Annotated in this window: 9 protein-coding genes and 1 pseudogene; 6 read left to right on the forward strand and 4 right to left on the reverse strand. The window is 69.4% G+C overall.

The annotated features are described in order from the left end of the window. Positions 1 to 209 precede the first annotated feature (209 nt). The 3 genes from ACQPZ2_RS42370 to ACQPZ2_RS42380 are packed head-to-tail and all read right to left on the reverse strand — an operon-like array spanning position 210 to position 4,905. Positions 210 to 1,763, reverse strand: coding sequence for a dynamin family protein (locus ACQPZ2_RS42370; RefSeq protein ID WP_433523456.1), 1,554 nt, complete (start codon positions 1,761 to 1,763; stop codon positions 210 to 212). Next, positions 1,760 to 3,625 carry a dynamin family protein gene (locus tag ACQPZ2_RS42375; protein ID WP_433523457.1) on the reverse strand — a complete coding sequence of 622 codons (1,866 nt, stop codon included), beginning with the start codon at positions 3,623 to 3,625 and terminating at the stop codon, positions 1,760 to 1,762. Before ACQPZ2_RS42375 ends, ACQPZ2_RS42370 begins: the two co-directional genes overlap by 4 nt. Positions 3,626 to 3,657: 32 nt before the next feature. Next, positions 3,658 to 4,905: a hypothetical protein gene (locus ACQPZ2_RS42380; protein ID WP_433527726.1), complete on the reverse strand. Its 1,248-nt coding sequence runs from the start codon at positions 4,903 to 4,905 to the stop codon at positions 3,658 to 3,660. A gap of 120 nt (positions 4,906 to 5,025) precedes the next feature. Between ACQPZ2_RS42380 and ACQPZ2_RS42385 the strand changes: the two genes are divergently transcribed. After that, a complete protein-coding gene (locus ACQPZ2_RS42385) occupies positions 5,026 to 7,443 on the forward strand; it encodes a hypothetical protein (protein WP_433527727.1) in 2,418 nt (805 codons plus the stop codon). Between the two features lie 33 nt (positions 7,444 to 7,476). On the opposite strand, the pseudogene ACQPZ2_RS42390 reads toward ACQPZ2_RS42385, so the two are convergent. Beyond that, positions 7,477 to 7,632 (reverse strand): annotated as a pseudogene (locus tag ACQPZ2_RS42390) (IniB N-terminal domain-containing protein); the annotation flags it as partial. Between the two features lie 280 nt (positions 7,633 to 7,912). Between ACQPZ2_RS42390 and ACQPZ2_RS42395 the strand changes: the two are divergent. The 5 genes from ACQPZ2_RS42395 to ACQPZ2_RS42415 all read left to right on the forward strand — a co-directional run bounded on the left by ACQPZ2_RS42395 (position 7,913) and on the right by ACQPZ2_RS42415 (position 16,532). Next, positions 7,913 to 9,742, forward strand: coding sequence for an Hsp70 family protein (locus ACQPZ2_RS42395; protein ID WP_433523458.1), 1,830 nt, complete (start codon positions 7,913 to 7,915; stop codon positions 9,740 to 9,742). Beyond that, a complete protein-coding gene (locus ACQPZ2_RS42400; protein WP_433527677.1) occupies positions 9,742 to 12,480 on the forward strand; it encodes a LuxR C-terminal-related transcriptional regulator in 2,739 nt (912 codons plus the stop codon). The genes ACQPZ2_RS42395 and ACQPZ2_RS42400 overlap by 1 nt, the downstream gene beginning before the upstream one ends. Positions 12,481 to 12,524: 44 nt before the next feature. Next, the gene (locus ACQPZ2_RS42405; RefSeq protein WP_433523459.1) at positions 12,525 to 13,652 is read left to right on the forward strand and encodes a hypothetical protein; all 1,128 of its coding nucleotides are present in this window, start codon (positions 12,525 to 12,527) and stop codon (positions 13,650 to 13,652) included. Between the two features lie 89 nt (positions 13,653 to 13,741). Beyond that, entirely contained in the window at positions 13,742 to 15,106 is a 1,365-nt protein-coding gene (locus ACQPZ2_RS42410; RefSeq protein WP_433523460.1) for a S1 family peptidase, read from the forward strand. 223 nt (positions 15,107 to 15,329) lie between these two features. Beyond that, on the forward strand, positions 15,330 to 16,532 hold the full coding sequence (locus ACQPZ2_RS42415) for a S1 family peptidase (protein WP_433523461.1): 1,203 nt from the start codon (positions 15,330 to 15,332) through the stop codon (positions 16,530 to 16,532). Positions 16,533 to 16,633: the final 101 nt, after the last annotated feature.

Genomic DNA, 16,633 nt, shown 5'->3' on the forward strand with positions numbered 1-16,633 from the left:
CGCCGAATCACCGACTGACCGCTCGTCAGATCACCGATTGACCACTGTTTCGTCGCGCTGGATCGCTAGTTGATCACTATCGCGTCGAGCCGCATCGCTGGTTACCACCATTGCCTCGCGCCGCATCATCGTCGAACCTCGAACTGGGTGGTCACCGACGAAGCCAGGCTGAGGCACTACGGCTTCCCGCAGTCGTCAGTTGGCGGGGATCACTCGGGCAGCAGGCTGAGAGTGCCTTCGGCGCTGCGAGCCGCGGTGAGGCAGGCGGTGGTGGTGAACTGGTCGGCCAGGGGGTGGCGGGCGCGGGCACGCCATTTGCGCACGGCGGCCATCGCCTCGGCGCGCTGTATGGCGGGGTCGGTGCCGAAGGGCAGGCCGAGTCGCAGGTGCGGTGCGACGCCGGAGCCGCCGATCAGTCGGTGCAGTTCGGCGAGATCCGGTGCGGGCAGGGCCAATTCATCGGTGCGCAGGCGACCGAGGAGGCGGAGTTCGGCGAAACCGTGCACGTCGGCGAGCAGGGTGCGGACTCGGGGTAGCAGCTGGTCGGCGGGGGTGCCGGGGTATGCGGTCAGAACGCGCGCCAGGGCGGTGAGGGCCGAGTGCGCCTTGAGCTGGTCGGCGCGCTGTCCGAATTGGACATCGAGTACCGAGCGGAGTTCGTCCACACCGCTGCGGTTGGTCAATTCCGCTGCCAGCGAGGCGGAGTCGCGCACACCGAGGCGGATCAGTGTGACCGCCATGCGAATTCCGAACAGGCCGAAACGGGCCGCCAGCTGGGCGCGGAGTTCGGGCGGGACCGGCAGCGCAATATCGGGGCGGGCGAACCGATCGGCTGAGAGCAGTGCGGCGCTCAGTTCATCGACCGGGATGCGGGCCAGCGCCTCGAAGGCGGTGAATTCCTGCTGACGCAGGGTCGCCGCGGCGAATGCGAGCAGACCGGCGACCGGAATTACCGCCTGGCACAGTCCCGTTCGCTCCAATTCGCCCGCGAAACGTGCCGCGACATCGCGAGCCGAATGCAGTGCGTCGATCCGGCCCGCCCCGATCTCGTCGGCACGCGAGACCACTCCGATAACACCCAGTGGACCCGAAATGCCCTGCGCACCAGCGGTTCCGGCACCGACCTGTTCCAGGAACCTGACGTCGGCGTCGTCGAGCCGACGCAGCAGATAGACCACGGCGTCCGCGCCCGGAATCGATACGGCCGCCATGCCGTCGGCGTCACCGGGCGTGAGCAGTCGCGCGGTCCGCAACGACACTTCCCGCGACAGCGACGACGTGCCCGGGGTGTCGATGATGGTGGTATTCGCCAGTGCGGCCGCGGGCCACTCGACCTCGAGGTGGTCCACCTCGCGCGGGCCCGGCGCATTCCAGTTCAGTCGTTCCAGATCGAAGGTGAGCCCGTGCGTGCCGTTACCGCGGCGCACCACCACATTCGCCGTAGAGCCGTCCGGTGCGTAGGCCGTGACGCTCGGGGTCGAGCCGTTGCGGTACCAGGTGACCACGCGCGTGCATTCGGTCGCATCGGTCGGGGCGATGTCCTGGCCGACCAGGGAGTTGAGCAGAGTCGACTTGCCCGCCTTCAACGAACCCGCCAGCGCCACCCGCAGCGGTTGATCCAGGCGGCGGGCACAATCGGCCAGCAGCGCACGCGGTCGCGGCTCACGGGGAAATGCCTGCCTGGCCGCGGCGACCAGCTGATGCGCCTCGGCGACGATGCCGGGCGCCCGCCGAGCATCATGCCGGGTCACGTCTCTTCTCACGGGGTTACCGTACCGGCGGCCCCTTTCCACGGCGCGGCGATGGCAGGTTGCATAGCATCCGCATAGCGTCGCAGCTCGGCGACCATGTGCAGCTGCCGATCGAGCACCGCGCCGCGCTCGGTCCGGCGGGCCGTTTCCATATTCGCCGCCTCCTGCGCGGCCCGCAGCGAATCGTCGATGGAGCGCAGGCTGCGTTCGGCGACGCCGGTGTAGTGATCGCGCAGTGCCCGGTGGATGCGGTGCAGGCGATCCTTGGATTCCTTGCCCGCCTGGAATGCGACGTCGTCGATGAAGCGCCGGATGGCGACCTTGGCCTCGTTGCGGCGCCGGGCCAGCCTGGCCTGCTTGTCATCGCGGAAAGCCTTGCCGCCCACCAGGACACCGGCGCCGATGGAGATCGGATTGAGCATCGCAAGCCCGGCGAAGGTGGTCGCCAGCCCGACCATCAGCACGCCGCCGTAGGAGCCCCGCATGCCGACCAGAATTTTGCTGCCGAAGCCGATATCGGGCTCCAGATCGGCGAGGGTGCCCCCGCCTGCGCGGCTGTCCTCGGTGTGCAGGCCGGAACTGACATCGGGCAGTTCGACCATGCCGATCTCGGTGAAATGCTCGGCTACCCGCTCCGCGAGTTCCACCGCGCGGGTATGCGTCCAGAGCAGGTTGTCGCCGAGGGCGGTGTCGATATCGCCGGTGAGCCATTCGGCAATCCGCTCCCAATGGCGGCCCGGATCGTGCTTATCGATCCATTCCTCACCGGTTCGGGCGATCTCGCGCAGGCGTTCGCGCAGATCGTGATCGACATCGCCGGCCAGATCGGTGATGCCGTCGGAGAGGGTCAGCTGCCAGGCCGAGGTGCGCCGATGCAGATCCTCGGCGGTGGTCTTCGCGATTTGCAGCTCACGGACCGCCATCGCGCCCTGGCGTGGATCACGCAGTGCGACCAGCTCACTGCCGAGCGCGAGCGCCAAATGCTCTGCGGCGGACTGGATATCGTGGGCTACCGCAACGAGGGTGGCGGCCTGATCGCGGGCTACCACCTGTTCGCGGAGGAACTGGTACAGCACACCGAAGCCGGATTCGGCACCCAACTGCTGGTCTTGCAGAATCATCGCGTGCCTGCGCAGGACCGCGGAAACCGGGATGATCGGCACCTCGACTCGCGCTCGGCTCAGATGACCCTCGTCGGCCTGATGCACTTGGCGCCAATGCGGATACAGATCGATCTTGGTGAGTAACAGTGCGGTCGTCGGGCACAGTTCGCGGACCTGCCGGAGGAACGCCAGTTCCGGCTCGGTGAGTTCGGTGGAGGCATCCGAGAGCACCAGCACTGCGTCGGCGGTCGCGACCAGGCCGAGTACGCCTGCCGCATAACCACTTCCGTGGCCACCGACGCCCGGTGTGTCCACCAGGACGATGCCGTCGGCCAGCAGCGGATTCGGGAGCTGGATCTCGATGCGCAGCACCCGTCGGCCGTGTGCCTGCGGTGTGCGGACGTTGATCATGCCGATCTCGTCGACCGGCAACGGAACTCGCGCTTCCTCGGTTCCACTCGGACCGGCCAGCACCAGTTCGGCATACGGTTCGGGACCGTGGGCGAGCAAGGTCGGGACAGCGGTGGTCGCGTCATCGCCGACCGGGCAGATCTCCAGATTCAACAGCGCATTGACGAAACAACTCTTGCCCTGACCGAGTTGCCCGACGATCACGATGCGGCGCCGCGGGTCGCGGACCCGGTCGGCCGCCATTTCCAGGCGACCGACCAGATCATTGCGACCCGCGGCGCGCGCCGCGGCGATGGTTTCACCCAATACCGTCAGCAGCGGTACCGCGGGCGGTTGAGCATTGACTGCGGGTGTCCCCATCGAACCTCTTTCGTACGAATATCGGCTGCCTCTTAGTGCAGGAAGGCGTCGCCGCCCAGATCGCCGCCGGCATGTCCGGCCAGATCGGTACCCGCATGAGTATCGGCGAAGAGGCTGGAATCGCTGTGTCCGGTGACCGACGTGTCCAGATGCGATCCGGCCGAACTGTCGAGTCCGGAACCGAAGGCATTCGAAACGTCCAGCGACGACCAGGTATTCGCGGTGGACCCGACGGTCGAGGCGGCGCCGCCGGTCAGTGCCGAACCAGCGTGACCGCCCAGATCCGCGGCGCCGTTGGCGGTGCCCTGTGCCGCGGCGCCGGAGTGCACCGTGGAGTCGACGCTCGACGAGAGTCCGCCGCCGAGGCCCGCATCCGCCGAGCCACCGGTGGAAAGGCCTGTGGCCAAACCGGTTCCGGCGTGCGCACCACCGCCGAGGCTGGTTTCCAGGCCACTGCCTGCCTGGACGCCACTGCTGATTCCGCTGGAAAGACCCGTCTCCAGACCTGTCCCCAGATGTGTTCCGGCGTCGACGGCGCCCTGCGCTCCGGTGGACACACTGCCGCCGAGCCCGGTGGCCGCACCGACTCCGCTGGACAGCCCCGTCTCCAGACCGGTAGCCGCATGGCCCCCGGCATCGACAGCACCGCCCAAACCTGTGGACAGCCCCGCACCCGCCTGCGTCCCGGCGCCGACCGCGCCGCTCACACCCGACGAGAGTCCCGCACCCAACTCCGAACCCGCATGCGCACCGGCACCGACCGCACCGCTCGCACCCGAAGACAAGCCCGCACCGAGCTCCGAACCCGCATGGGCACCGGCACCGACCGCACCGCTCACACCCGCACCGAGCTCCGAACCCGCATGCGCACCGGCACCGACCGCGCCATTCAGACCCGAGGACAGGCCCGCACCGAGATCGGCGCCCGCCTGCGCACCGGCACCGACCGCACCGCTCAGTCCGGATGCCAGGCTGCCACCGAGATCGGCACCAGCCTGTGCACCAGCGCCGACACCCGTGGACAGCCCCGCACCGGCCTGCGTCCCGGCGCCGACGGCACCGCCCAGTCCGGTGGACAAACCGCCGCCCAGATCAGCCGCGCCGCCGATGGCACTGGAGAACCCGGACGTGGCGTGCGCCCCAGCGTCACCCAGATCCGATCCGACCTGCGCACCGCCGCCGAGAGCACCACCGAGACTGCTCGACAACCCGCCACCGAGCTCAGCACCCGCACCGAGCGCCGCGCCGGTAGCCAAACTCGACTCCAGCCCCGTCGTCACCTGAGCACCGGTACCGATCGCGGACGAAGCCCCACTCGATACCCCGCCACCGAGCCCAGCACCGGTATCCACCACGCCGCCGAGCCCAGCCTCCAGCCCACCCCCGAGCCCACTCGCCGCATGCGCCCCCGCATCGAAAGCCCCCTCGATCCCCGAAGTAGCCTGCGCCCCAGCATCAACAACCCCATTCCCCCCTGTGGGCAACCCGCCCCCAACACCCGCACCGGCCTGCGCAGCCCCACCGATCCCGGTGGACAACCCTGCCTCCAGACCGCTCGTCGCCTGAGCACCTGCGTCGACAGCACCACCCAGACCGGTAGCCAAGCCACCACCCAGACCGGACCCCGCCTGCGCACCGGCACCAAGCGCACCACCGATCCCTGTGGACAACCCTGTTTCCAAACCACCGGCAGCCTGCGCACCAGCGTCAGCAGCACCACCGAAACCACTGGACAAACCGCCGCCCAGATCAGCACCAGCCTGAGCACCTGCGTCGACAGCACCACCCAGACCAGTCGACAACCCGCCGCCCAGCTCAGAACCCAACTGCGCACCACCACCAATGCCAGTGGACAGACCGGATTCCAAACCACCGGCGGCCTGCGCGCCAGCATCCACAGCACCACCGAGACCTGTGGACAAGCTGCCACCAAGCCCTGCTCCGGCACCCGCCGCGCCCTCCAGACCGGTCGACAGACCGCCACCGAGCTGAGACCCCAACTGCGCACCGCCATCGAGCGCGCCACCAATTCCGGTGGACAACCCGGATTCCAAACCACCGGCGGCCTGCGCACCAGCATCAACAGCACCGCCCAGACCTGTGGACAAGCTGCCACCCAGATCGGAGCCCGCCTGCGCACCGCCGCCAACGGCGCCGCTCAGTCCCGTGGACAGGTCGGCACCTGCCTGGGCACCAGCACCCGCGGCACCTCCCAAGCCGGTCGACAGACTGCCACCCAGATCAGCGCCAGCCTGCGTACCAGCGCTGACAGTGCCGCCCAGACCTGTGGACAAGCTGCCGCCCAGATCGGCACCCGTCTGTGCCCCGGCATCGACAGCACCGCCGAGACCTGTGGACAGACCGGCACCGAGATCGGACCCCAGTTCCGCGCCGCCACCGACCGCGCCACTCAGTCCTGTGGACAGATCAGCACCTGCCTGGGCTCCTGCGCCTGCCGCGCCTTCCAGACCGGTCGACAGACTCCCACCCAGATCCGATCCCAGCTGCGCACCCCCGCCGAGCGCGCCACCGATTCCGGTGGACAGGCCGGTTTCCAGACCACCGGCCGTGTGGGCACCCGCATCAACGGCACCACCCAGACCGGTGGACAAGCTGCCACCCAGATCGGAGCCCGCCTGCGCACCGCCGCCAATAGCACCGCTAAGACCCGTGGACAGGTCGGCACCCGCCTGGGCACCGGCACCCGCGGCGCCCCCCAAGCCGGTCGACAGACTGCCACCCAGATCGGAGCCCGCCTGCGCACCGGCGTTCACCGCGCCTGTCAGGCCTGTGGACAAATCAGCGTTCGCGTCGGCTGCGGTGCCGATTGCGCTGGAGAAGCCGGTCGATGCCTGGGCACCGGCGTCCAGTGCGCCCCCCAAGCTGCCACCGAGATCGGCACCCGCGCCGACAGCGCCGCCGAGGCCGGTCTCCAAGCCCGAAATCGCTTGTGCCCCTGCACCAATCGTGCCGCCGAGACCGGCACCGAGATCCGCACCGACAGCGCCACCGAGGCCCGTCGCGGCCTGCGCACCCGCATCGACCACACCACCCAGACCAGCACCCAAATCCGCGCCAACCTGACCACCCGCACCCACAGCACCACCAAGACCCGCCTCCAGGCCCGCGCCAGCCTGCGTGCCCGCGTTCACAACGCCGTTGAGGCCGGTCGAAAGGCTTGTGCCCAGGTCAGCGCCTGCTTGGGCACCGGCGCCAAGGGCACCGCCGAGGCCGGCACCCAACTGAGTGCCCGCTCCGATGGCGCCGCTCAGCCCGGCGCCGAGATCGGCGCCCGCGCCGACTGCGCCACCGAGACCCGTCTCCAAGCCCGAGATCACCTGCGCGCCGCCGTTCAGGCCCGCGCCGAGAGTCCCCTCCAGCCCCGTTCCGATCTGCGCTCCGGCACCGAGTGCACCCTCGAGACCAGTGGCGAGATCGGCACCGGCCTGCGCTCCCGCGCCGAGCGCGCCACCCAGCGCACCGCCGAGACCCGTCACGGCCTGTACACCGGCGCCGATGGCGCCGCCGAGACCGGCGGTCAGATCCGCGCCCGCGCCGACAATGCTGCCGAGACCGGCGCCGAGGTCGGCTCCGGCCTGCAGGCCCGCGCCGATCGCGCCGTTGAGCCCGGCACCCAGGTCGAGGCCGGTGCCGACGCCGAGGCCGAGGTCCGCGCCGAGGTCGATATCGGTGCCGAGGTCAACGCCCGCGTCGGCGGCCGCACCGAGTCCAACCGCGGCGGCGGTATTGGCGCCGGCGGCGGCACCGGCATCGACCGCCCCGGCGCCACCGGCCGCCACGATCGCCGACAGCTGTGAGCCGCCCGCGATCAGGGCCGATTCGGCGACCATGGGGGCGACGGCGGCGATATCCTCCGGCGTCACGGCGGGCAAACCGGCAGCTGCCAGCGCCTGGCCGGGGTTGGCGCAATAACCCACCGCGGCCTCGTGGTCACGGAGCAGGTTGAGAATGAACTCCAGAATCGCGTTGGGTGTCATCGAAATCATCTCCTGGATGAGCGGACCCTCGCGATCCGCAGTCGTTGGAATGCATTTCACGCTAGGGACGCCCGGCGTTACTCCGAAACGGGGCGCACCCCTACTACGAACCACGCGTTCCCGTTAGGGACCCCCGAACCATTAGGGGAATTTCCCCGCACCTTCCCCGACCGAGTAACGGCTGATGCTCAGCAACCGACAGAAGTGTTGCGGCTGGCAGGTCCACTGCGCCTTCCCGTCTATACAACAGCGACTACCGGGCCACACAGTTTTCGAACGGGGTTCTCGAATGACAGAGCGTCTGGCGCTCGGCATCACTGTCGGAGCGTCGAATTCGGTCGCCGTGGCGACCCCGGGGGACGGCAGCGACTATGACAGGGGTCACTCCGGCGACACTGTCATCACCCATCCGAGTGTGCTGCGCCTCGCCCCGCATGCGGCGCCCGCATTCGGGAGTGGCGCTCGCCCCACCGGCAGGCACTCCAGTGACGTTGTACTCGAGGGCTTCCTCGCCCGGGTCGGTGATCCGGTGGATATCCTCGCCGAGGACGGAACCGCCCACTCCGCAGCGGATCTCGTGGCCACCGCGGTCGGCTGTCTGATCGATGAGATCGGGGCCGGTGCCGCGCACTCCATGGTCGCCTGCCATCCGGCGTGGTGGTCGCGACATACCGTCGATGTGCAGCGGGCCGCGCTGGATCGCGCCGCCCTGCGCGAGGTGACCTTGGTTCCGGAGCCGACCGCGTCGGTGCGCTGGCTGGAGGCCGCGCACGGCCCGCTCGGCGACGGCACGGTTGTCGTATACGACCTCGGCGCTTCCGGCCTCACCGTCTCGGTGGTCCGCACCGGCGCGCAGGCGGCCGTGCTCGGCGCGCCATTGCGCACCACTGATGTCGCCGGCGCCGAATTCGATCTGTTGACCATGCGCTATGTCCTGGCTAATGCCTTACGTGGAAATGATTTCGATCCGTTCGATCCGGTGGTGGAACGGGAATTGTCGGCATTGCGCGATCGCTGCCGATATGCGAAGGAAGAGCTTTCCACAAATACCGCGACGGTTGTCCCGGTCCGTTTGAACCCGGACGATCACCACGCCGAAAACATCCGGCTGGTCCGCGACGAACTCGAGGACCTACTGCGCGGCCCCTTACTCACCTCGCTCGATCTCATCCGCGATGCGGTACATCGCGCCGGACTCGATATCGGCAATATCGGCCGGGTGCTGCTCACCGGCGGCGGCGGCGCGATCCCGCTGGTGGCCGAGTTGATCTCCACCGAATTCGCACTCCCCGTGGTCGCTGCCCCGCAACCACGGCTGACCAGCGCGCTCGGTGCCGCCGAACTGGCCGCGGACTTGATGTCGGTCACCGTGGATCGCACCCCGGTCGCAGTCATGGGCAGCAACGTGAAAACCGAGGAGCTGCCCACCGTGCCGCGGCCGGTCGAAAAGTCCGCGAACAGCTCCCGCGTGACCAGTAGCGTGGTGGCAAGCGGCGGCCTTTCCCACGATGACACCGTGCCCAAAAAGACCCTGCCCGGCACGAGCGACCGGCCCCGCCGCAGGCTCAGCGGCCGCCAGCGCGCCGTCATCATCGCGGGAGCGGCACTGGTGCTCGGCGCACTCGCGACCGGCACCGTCGCCATCGGCACCGGCGCGCAGCCCGGTCCGACGTCACCGGCAAGTTCGGATCCGACGACAACGCCGGGCGCTTCCGTCGTCGCGGCGACCAGTGACGGCAATCCCACCGGCTCGGCGACGACCTCGGCGAAGGATTCGCCCGTCGGCAGTCCGAAACCGAAACCTGCTGCGGGACAGCCAGGTTCCGCTGCAACGAGCACCGTCGCGGTAGCGAGCAGCCAACCCGTCGCAGGCGAGTCCGCCGACGGCCAGACCACCCAGAACCAACCGGCTCCCGGCCAACCGGCACCGGCGACGCAGCCGACGGCGGAAGCTCCGGCAACACAGACCCAACCCGCGCCACAACCGCAGCCTGCCCCGCAGACGCAGACGCAGACACAGGTGCAGATCCCGACCGTGCCGTCCCTGCCGACGAACCCGCTGAGCGACACCCTCGGCGGCGTCCAATCCGCACTGCCCAAGATCCCCGGAGGCAGATGATGGGTGATATCGCCTTCGACACGCTGCCCTGCGCACGCGAGATCTTCCGCGAATTGGACTCCGCGGACCGGGAACCCGTGGTCTATCTGATCAGGGGCCGATCCGGCTCCGGCAAATCCACCCTCCTCTCGGTGATCCGGGCCCGCCTGCGCGCACACGGCATCCCGTTCCGAGACGACCCCGTAATGCCCGAACACCTTGCAGCGCAAGCAGGCTCGGTCAACGGAGCGCACGCGACGGCTGACGCCCACCGCGCCGACGGGCAGCACCCCGACCACGTCGATTCGCACACCATCGGCGCGGCCCACGCCACCGGCAACGGCCACGGAACCCGAACCGCCGAGAAAACCGACATCATTCAGCGCACCGATAACGGAGCGCATCCGATCCACCGCATCGACGGCGCACACCCGCACACACCGCGCCCGGCCCTGATCATCGACAATGCCCACACGCTGAGCGACTCCGATCTCGAATCCCTCTGCGCGACCATCGAATCCGGCCGCTACACGGTCATTGTCGCGACCCAGCCGCGCCCGCACGATCCACAACTGCGCACACTCGCCGACACCGTGGCCCGCCGCGGCCGGGTGGCCGATCTGCGGGCGCTCGGCGTCTCCGATATCGCCCCGTTCGCCCGCGAATTGGGTATGGCGGTGCCGCGCCCGGTGGCCCAGCACATCCATCGTCAGACCGCGGGCAGCCGCGGTGGCGTGGTGGCCGCGCTGACCGCCGCCTGCTCGGCCCGCCTCGACGCCGGCATCCGCGCCGTCGACGACGCCGTCGCCGCCTGGACGCGCGCCCTCCTGGACAACCTCGAGCCCGATCTGCTGGAAACCCTGGTCGTCGCCACCACCGGCACCGGCCTGGATTCCTCCGAACTCACCGAGGTCCTCGGCGTGGACACCGCCGCGGCCCAAGAACTCATCGACCGGGCCAGGGCCAGCGCACTGGTCACCGATGCCGATCTGTTGCTCGAACCCGCCGTCACACCGCTACGCACCCTGCTCGGCGACCGCCGCTTCGTTGCCGTGCAGCGTCGTTTGCTCAACGCGCGATTGGATGCGGGCCTGCTGCGCGACCACACCGCGCTGCTGCTCGCCGAATCCGGTGTCCGCGACCAGCGTCTAGCCGAATTCCTCTGCGCCGCAGCCGAAAAGGCGGGACGTGAGGCCGTGCGCTACTACGCCGCCGCGGCGGCGACCGGCGCGGATCCGGACGTCATCGCGTTGCGCTGGGCGGAGGCGGCCGCATGCACCGGCGATGGCGATACCGCCATGCGACTTGCCGAACCGGTGCTGGCTCGCCCCGGTGTCACCGGCGCGGAACTGGCTGCGGCCGTGCGGATCTGCGCGGCGGTGCTGACCCGCCGCGGTCTGGTCGGGCGCGCGGCGCAACTGTATTCCTGGCTCGGCGCACATCGGGTCGGCGCGGATTGGGCGGTCGGCGCGACCGTGCAGTATCTCGCCGGTGAGGTGACCGCCGCCGCGGAGCTGTCCGAATCGGCGACGCAGTGGCCGCCGACCGAGGCCAACGCGCACGCCCGTCTGATCGCGACCGCACTCGCCCGCACCATCGTCGAACACGGAACCGGCACCGCCGCAGCCGTATCCGCGCTCATCCAGGCCGCGCAGGCCGATGCGGGCACCGATCGGTTCCTGCCGTGCACCGCGGTCTCCATCGCGACGCTGCTGTGCCTGAGCACCGGCGAACCACGCCGTGCCGGTGAGGCGCTGCGCCGGGCCACCACCAGCGGTCTGCGCTGTCACCAGTTGCAGGTGCTGACCGCCTGGGCGGCGATGCTCGGCGGCGACGAACAGGCCGCCGCGACCACCGTCGCCGCACTGCAATTCGATTCGCTCGATATCCGCGACCGCCTGCTCGCCCATGGTGTCGCGGTCGGTCTGGCCCGCCGCGGCGGCGACCACGCCGCACTCACCCGCGCCTGGCAGGCCGCCTATCCGCTCTTCGACGACGTCGACGCCGACCTGCTCACCCTGCTGCCGATCGGCGAGTTGTGGCTGGCGGGCATCCGGCTGCGCGACGAACGCCGGATCGCACCGCTGGTCGACGCCAGCCTCGCGCTGCTGCGCCGACTCGACCAGCCGCCCGCCTGGGCCAACGCCTTCCACTGGTACGGCGTGCAGGCCGCGATCGCACACGAGAGCCCGGAGGAACTGCTCCCGCACGCCCGGCTGCTCAAAGCCGCGGCCGAGTCCGGTGACCGGCATGCCGCGATCCTCGCCGACGCGGGCCGCACCTGGGTGCTGGTGCTGCGCGGCCAGGTCGCCGCGGCCCCGGTGCAGGCGGCGGTCGCCGGACTCAGCGAGATCGGGCTGACCTGGGATGCCGCCCGGCTCGCGAGCGAGGCCGCACTCGCCGCCGCCGATTCCGCTACCGCGACCACCCTGCTGAAACTGGCCAGAACCGTCCGGGCCGACGCCCGTCCGCAGGAGCCCGCGGCTCGTCCGGCCGCAACGGCCGCGGCCTCGGGCGACGGTCAGGCCGCCGCCCCGGAACCGGTCGCCGACGCGGCGATTCTCAGCGAACGTGAGCGCGAGGTCGCCGAACTCGTCCTACTCGGTTTGACGTACCGGGAGATCGGCGCTCGCCTGTACATTTCCGCCAAGACGGTGGAGCATCATGTCGCCCGGATCCGACGCCGGATCGGTGCCCGTTCCCGTTCGGAGTTATTGTCGATGCTCCGCGCCATGGGACACGGCTCGCTGCTGGTGTGATCGGGGTGCGGCCCGATCCGTGACGCCGAAGCGAGGTATTGAGGATGGCCACTGGGGTGGGCCTGCGCATCGCCGAGGACAACTGCACAGCGGCCATCGTCACCGATAACGGCGAACCGACGTTCATCGTCCGCGAGTCGATCCTGCATATGTCCGATGACGGCGACACCGTCCTCGGCGGACCGGCCCCGGCCGGTCATACACATTCGATCACCGGTTTCGCATCCTCGGTCGGCGATCCGGCCGGTATCTCCGTCGACGCCGGCGAGGCCTACCGGGCCGAGGATCTGGTCGCGACCGCACTGTTCTGCCTGATCAATCTGACCGCTGAACATCTGAACGGCGCCGCCGAGTTCTATGCGACCTATCCCGCGGGCTGGCCATCGGAGTACGTGCTCTCGCTCCGCGACGCACTGGACTATCTGGGCCTGAAATCGGTACTGCTGGTCAGCGAGGGCGACCTCCCCGGCAGCGACGCCGTCGCACCGGAACTGGCCTACGCCTACGACGCCGCGCGCGCCGCGCTGGCCGCGGTGCTGGCGACCCCGGCCGGCGCGACCCCGCCGGATCCGAGCAATGCCGAGAACTCGACCGTGGTCACCGATGTCATCCCGGCGGTGCCGACGCCCGAGGTGCAGCCGCAGGCCTACTCGGCGGCGATGCCGGTGGCCACACCGCTGATCGCGGCGACCGCGGTCGAGGCGACCACCGCGGCGCCGCCGTCGGCCGCGACCCCCAAGAAGGACCGCGGCACACCGCTGCTGATCGCGGTCGCGGTCGGCATCGGCCTGATACTCGGCGGCATCGGTGTCGCCATACTGTTCCGAGATCCTGGCTCGACCCCGGTGCCGCCGGTGCGCGACGCCAAATCCGATCAGGTCTCGACGAGCCCGACTCCGCAGCCGCCGGTGGACCTACCGACCGTGCCGGAAACCACGCCGCCGACCACAGAACCGCCGGTCGTCATCACCAGCAGCGAACCGGAGACCACCGAGCCGACCACGACACCACCGACCACCACGCCCGCACCGGCCACGACGACACCGCCGACCACCACCCGGCCGAGCCGGACCACGACCACCCGTCCCGGCTTCCCGATGTGGACGCCGCCGACGTGGACGCAACTGCCGTGGCAGCAGCCGATTCCGTTCGAGTTGGCGCCTCCTGGTTGATTTCGCAGCGACCTACCGGGGTTTGTGCCTTAAAGTGATCCGCTGACCGGTGTAGTGGCTGGCACATCTCGTGCCGACGAAGGGACTTCATGCGCAAGTTGGTGGCGCGCAGCGCCGCGGTCAAGGCAGCTTCGATCGGATTCGCCGCGACCGTTTTCATCGCACCCCTGCTCGTCACCACCGCCGCTTCGGCCGAACCGACAGCACCCGGGCAGCTCTCCGCCGAGAACCTGCCGCCCGAACTCGTCGAGGCCATTTCCCGCGATCTGAAGATGACGCCCGCGGAGTATCTGGAACGCTCCGCCAAGGCCCAGGAGCTCAGCGAATACGCGGAGTCGTTCCGCAGCGAGCGCCCCGACACCTACGCGGGCGCCTGGCTCGGCACCGATGGTAAGCCGGTCGTCGCGGTCACCTCGGTCGACGCCGCCAAGATCGCCGCGGCCGACGGCTACCAGACCCATCTGGCCCCGATCTCGGCGAACGGCCTGGAGAACTCGCTGATGCAGCTGAATCAGTGGATCAACACGCTGCCCAAGGAGATCTCCCAGTCGATCAACTCCGTCGCGGTCGACTTCCTCAACAGCCAGCTGGTGCTGTCGGTCGCCAATACGCCGGTCGGCCACGCGCTGAACCTGCCGACCCTGATCGCCAACGTCAAGGTCATCCTCTCGCCCAATAGCGGCGGCCCGATCGAACGCCGTCCGATGGGCGGCGACACCTATATCACCGCGCCGACCTCGCTGAAGGACACCTCGCTGCGCGGCGTCGATGTGTGCTCGTTCGGCTTCAACAGTGTGGACGCGGCCGGTAACGCGCTGAATATCAGCGCGGGCCACTGCGACCCGAACCTGGAAAAGGACGACCAGCACGCCGCGGTCTACCTGCCCAATGTCAGGGACATCCCGAACAGCATCGAGCTCGGCAATTTCGTCAAGGCACGCCTCGGCGGCCCGACCGCGCTCGATTACTCCGTCATCAAGCTCAACGAGCGCTCGGTCAATGCGGGCATGGACCAGCCGTCGGTGCGCGGATCCAATGGCACCACGCTGACCATCACCGGTACCGCCGAGCCGGTCACCGGCGCCCCGATCTGCAAGTCGGGCCAATCCTCCACCTTCACCTGCGGGTTCGTGGTGGCCGATCGGGTCGAAACCCAGCTGTACACCGCCGAGGGCGTGAGCAAGACCGTGCGCGGCTTCGCCAGCTCGGCCTGCACGCTCGGCGGTGACAGCGGCGGCGCGATCGTCTCCGGCACGCTGGCCCTTGGCATCACCAGCGGTTCCAACGCCGCCGACGCCCCCGACTGCAACGAGGCCAATATCGCCCTCGCGCAATACGGCGGCACCGCGACCCTCGGTATCCCGATCCGCTCGATCCTGGCCGATATCGACTCCTCCGCAGGCGGCGGCGTCGGCACCGGCATCGCACTGCGGACCCGTCCGAACGCCGGGTGAGAGGGCTTGTCGGACACCGTATTTCCGACAAACCGACCGCCGGTCCATTAGTGGGCCGAACAACATTCCGACATAAGTAGGCATAACCGGCCGGACACCTTAAGGTATGGGCATGCTCCTGCCACGTATAGGTCAGTTCCGATCAGCTGCGCGACAGACCCGGGTCCGAAAAACAGTTATCGCCGCCTCGGCGGCGATTCTGCTGTTCGGTCCAACGGCAGCAGTGGCGAACGCAGAACCCGACCAGCCGGCCCTGCCCGCCGACCTGGTCGCCGCGGTCGCGCGCGATCTGAAGATCTCCCCCGAGGAGTACCTGCACCGGGCCGATCTGGCCCAGCAGCTCGCGGCCTTCGCCACCACAGCGCAGCGCCAGTTCCCGCAGGTCTTCGCGGGTTCGTGGCTCGCCGACGGCGGCAAGGCGGTCGTGGCGCTCGCACAGGGCCCTGGTGCCGACGAGGCGCGCCAGGCGGCCACGTCGGCCGGATTCGAGGTCCGCAATGTCGCCAAGAGCGAGGCGGCGCTGCGCGGCGAGAAGAGCGCGTTCGAGCGCTGGCTGGAGGGCCAGCCCGAGGCGGTCTCCGCGCTGGTGCGCGGTGTGGTGGTCGATCCCGTCAACAACAGCATCGCGGTGCGGGTCGAGCAGGCCGGCCTGCCGATGCCGAACTTCGTCGACCCGTCGCGGGTCATCGTGACGGCCCCGCCGATCGCCGGTGAGCAGCTGCAGACCACCCCGGCCGCGGCCGCGATGCAGACCGGTCCGCTGGCCGGTGGCGACGGCTTCGCCTCGATCGCCGGGAAGACGTCGCTGCGCTGCTCGCTCGGCTTCAACGGCACGGACCGGGCAGGCAACGTCGTGAACATCACCGCGGGTCACTGCAACCCGGACATTCCGTCGGCGGGTTCGGGGAATGCGGCCGGCGTCTATGAGCTGGCAGGCGATCGGGCGGGCGCGCAAGTGGGCACGTTCCAGAAGTCGGTGCTCGGCTCGCAGGACTACTCGATCATCCGGATCAACGATCAGGCCAAGGACCGGTTCAGCAACAACTTCGTGCGCCAGCCGGGCCAGCCGGTCGCGGTCGAGGGCGTTGCCGTGCCGGTGGTCGGTGCTCCGGTCTGCAAGTCCGGTGCGCGCACCGGCTTCAGCTGCGGCATCGTGAACGCCGTCGACCAGACCGTGCAGGTCGGTGACCGGGAGCTCACCCAGGCCTTCTCCGCCAACATCTGCGCCCTGCCCGGTGACAGTGGCGGCGCGATCGTGTCCGGCCGGATGGCGCTGGGCATCTCCAGCGCGTCGTCGGTGGCCGACTTCCCGATCTGCGAGATCCCGAATCTGATCGGTGCACTCACCGGCAATGCGCCGCAGCTGTTCGCCCAGCCGGTCAGCGTCGTTCTTTCGGACAACCCTGGCCTGAAGGTCAACAACTAGCAGCACCCCGCGAAAGGCCGACAGCAGCGACGCTGTCGGCCTTTTTGCTGTCCTTGGGCCCGGATCCACTGAACTTGCGTTGCCCGAGTGCGCGCAAATGC

This window comes from Nocardia pseudovaccinii, from assembly GCF_050942345.1.
Lineage (GTDB): Bacteria > Actinomycetota > Actinomycetes > Mycobacteriales > Mycobacteriaceae > Nocardia > Nocardia pseudovaccinii.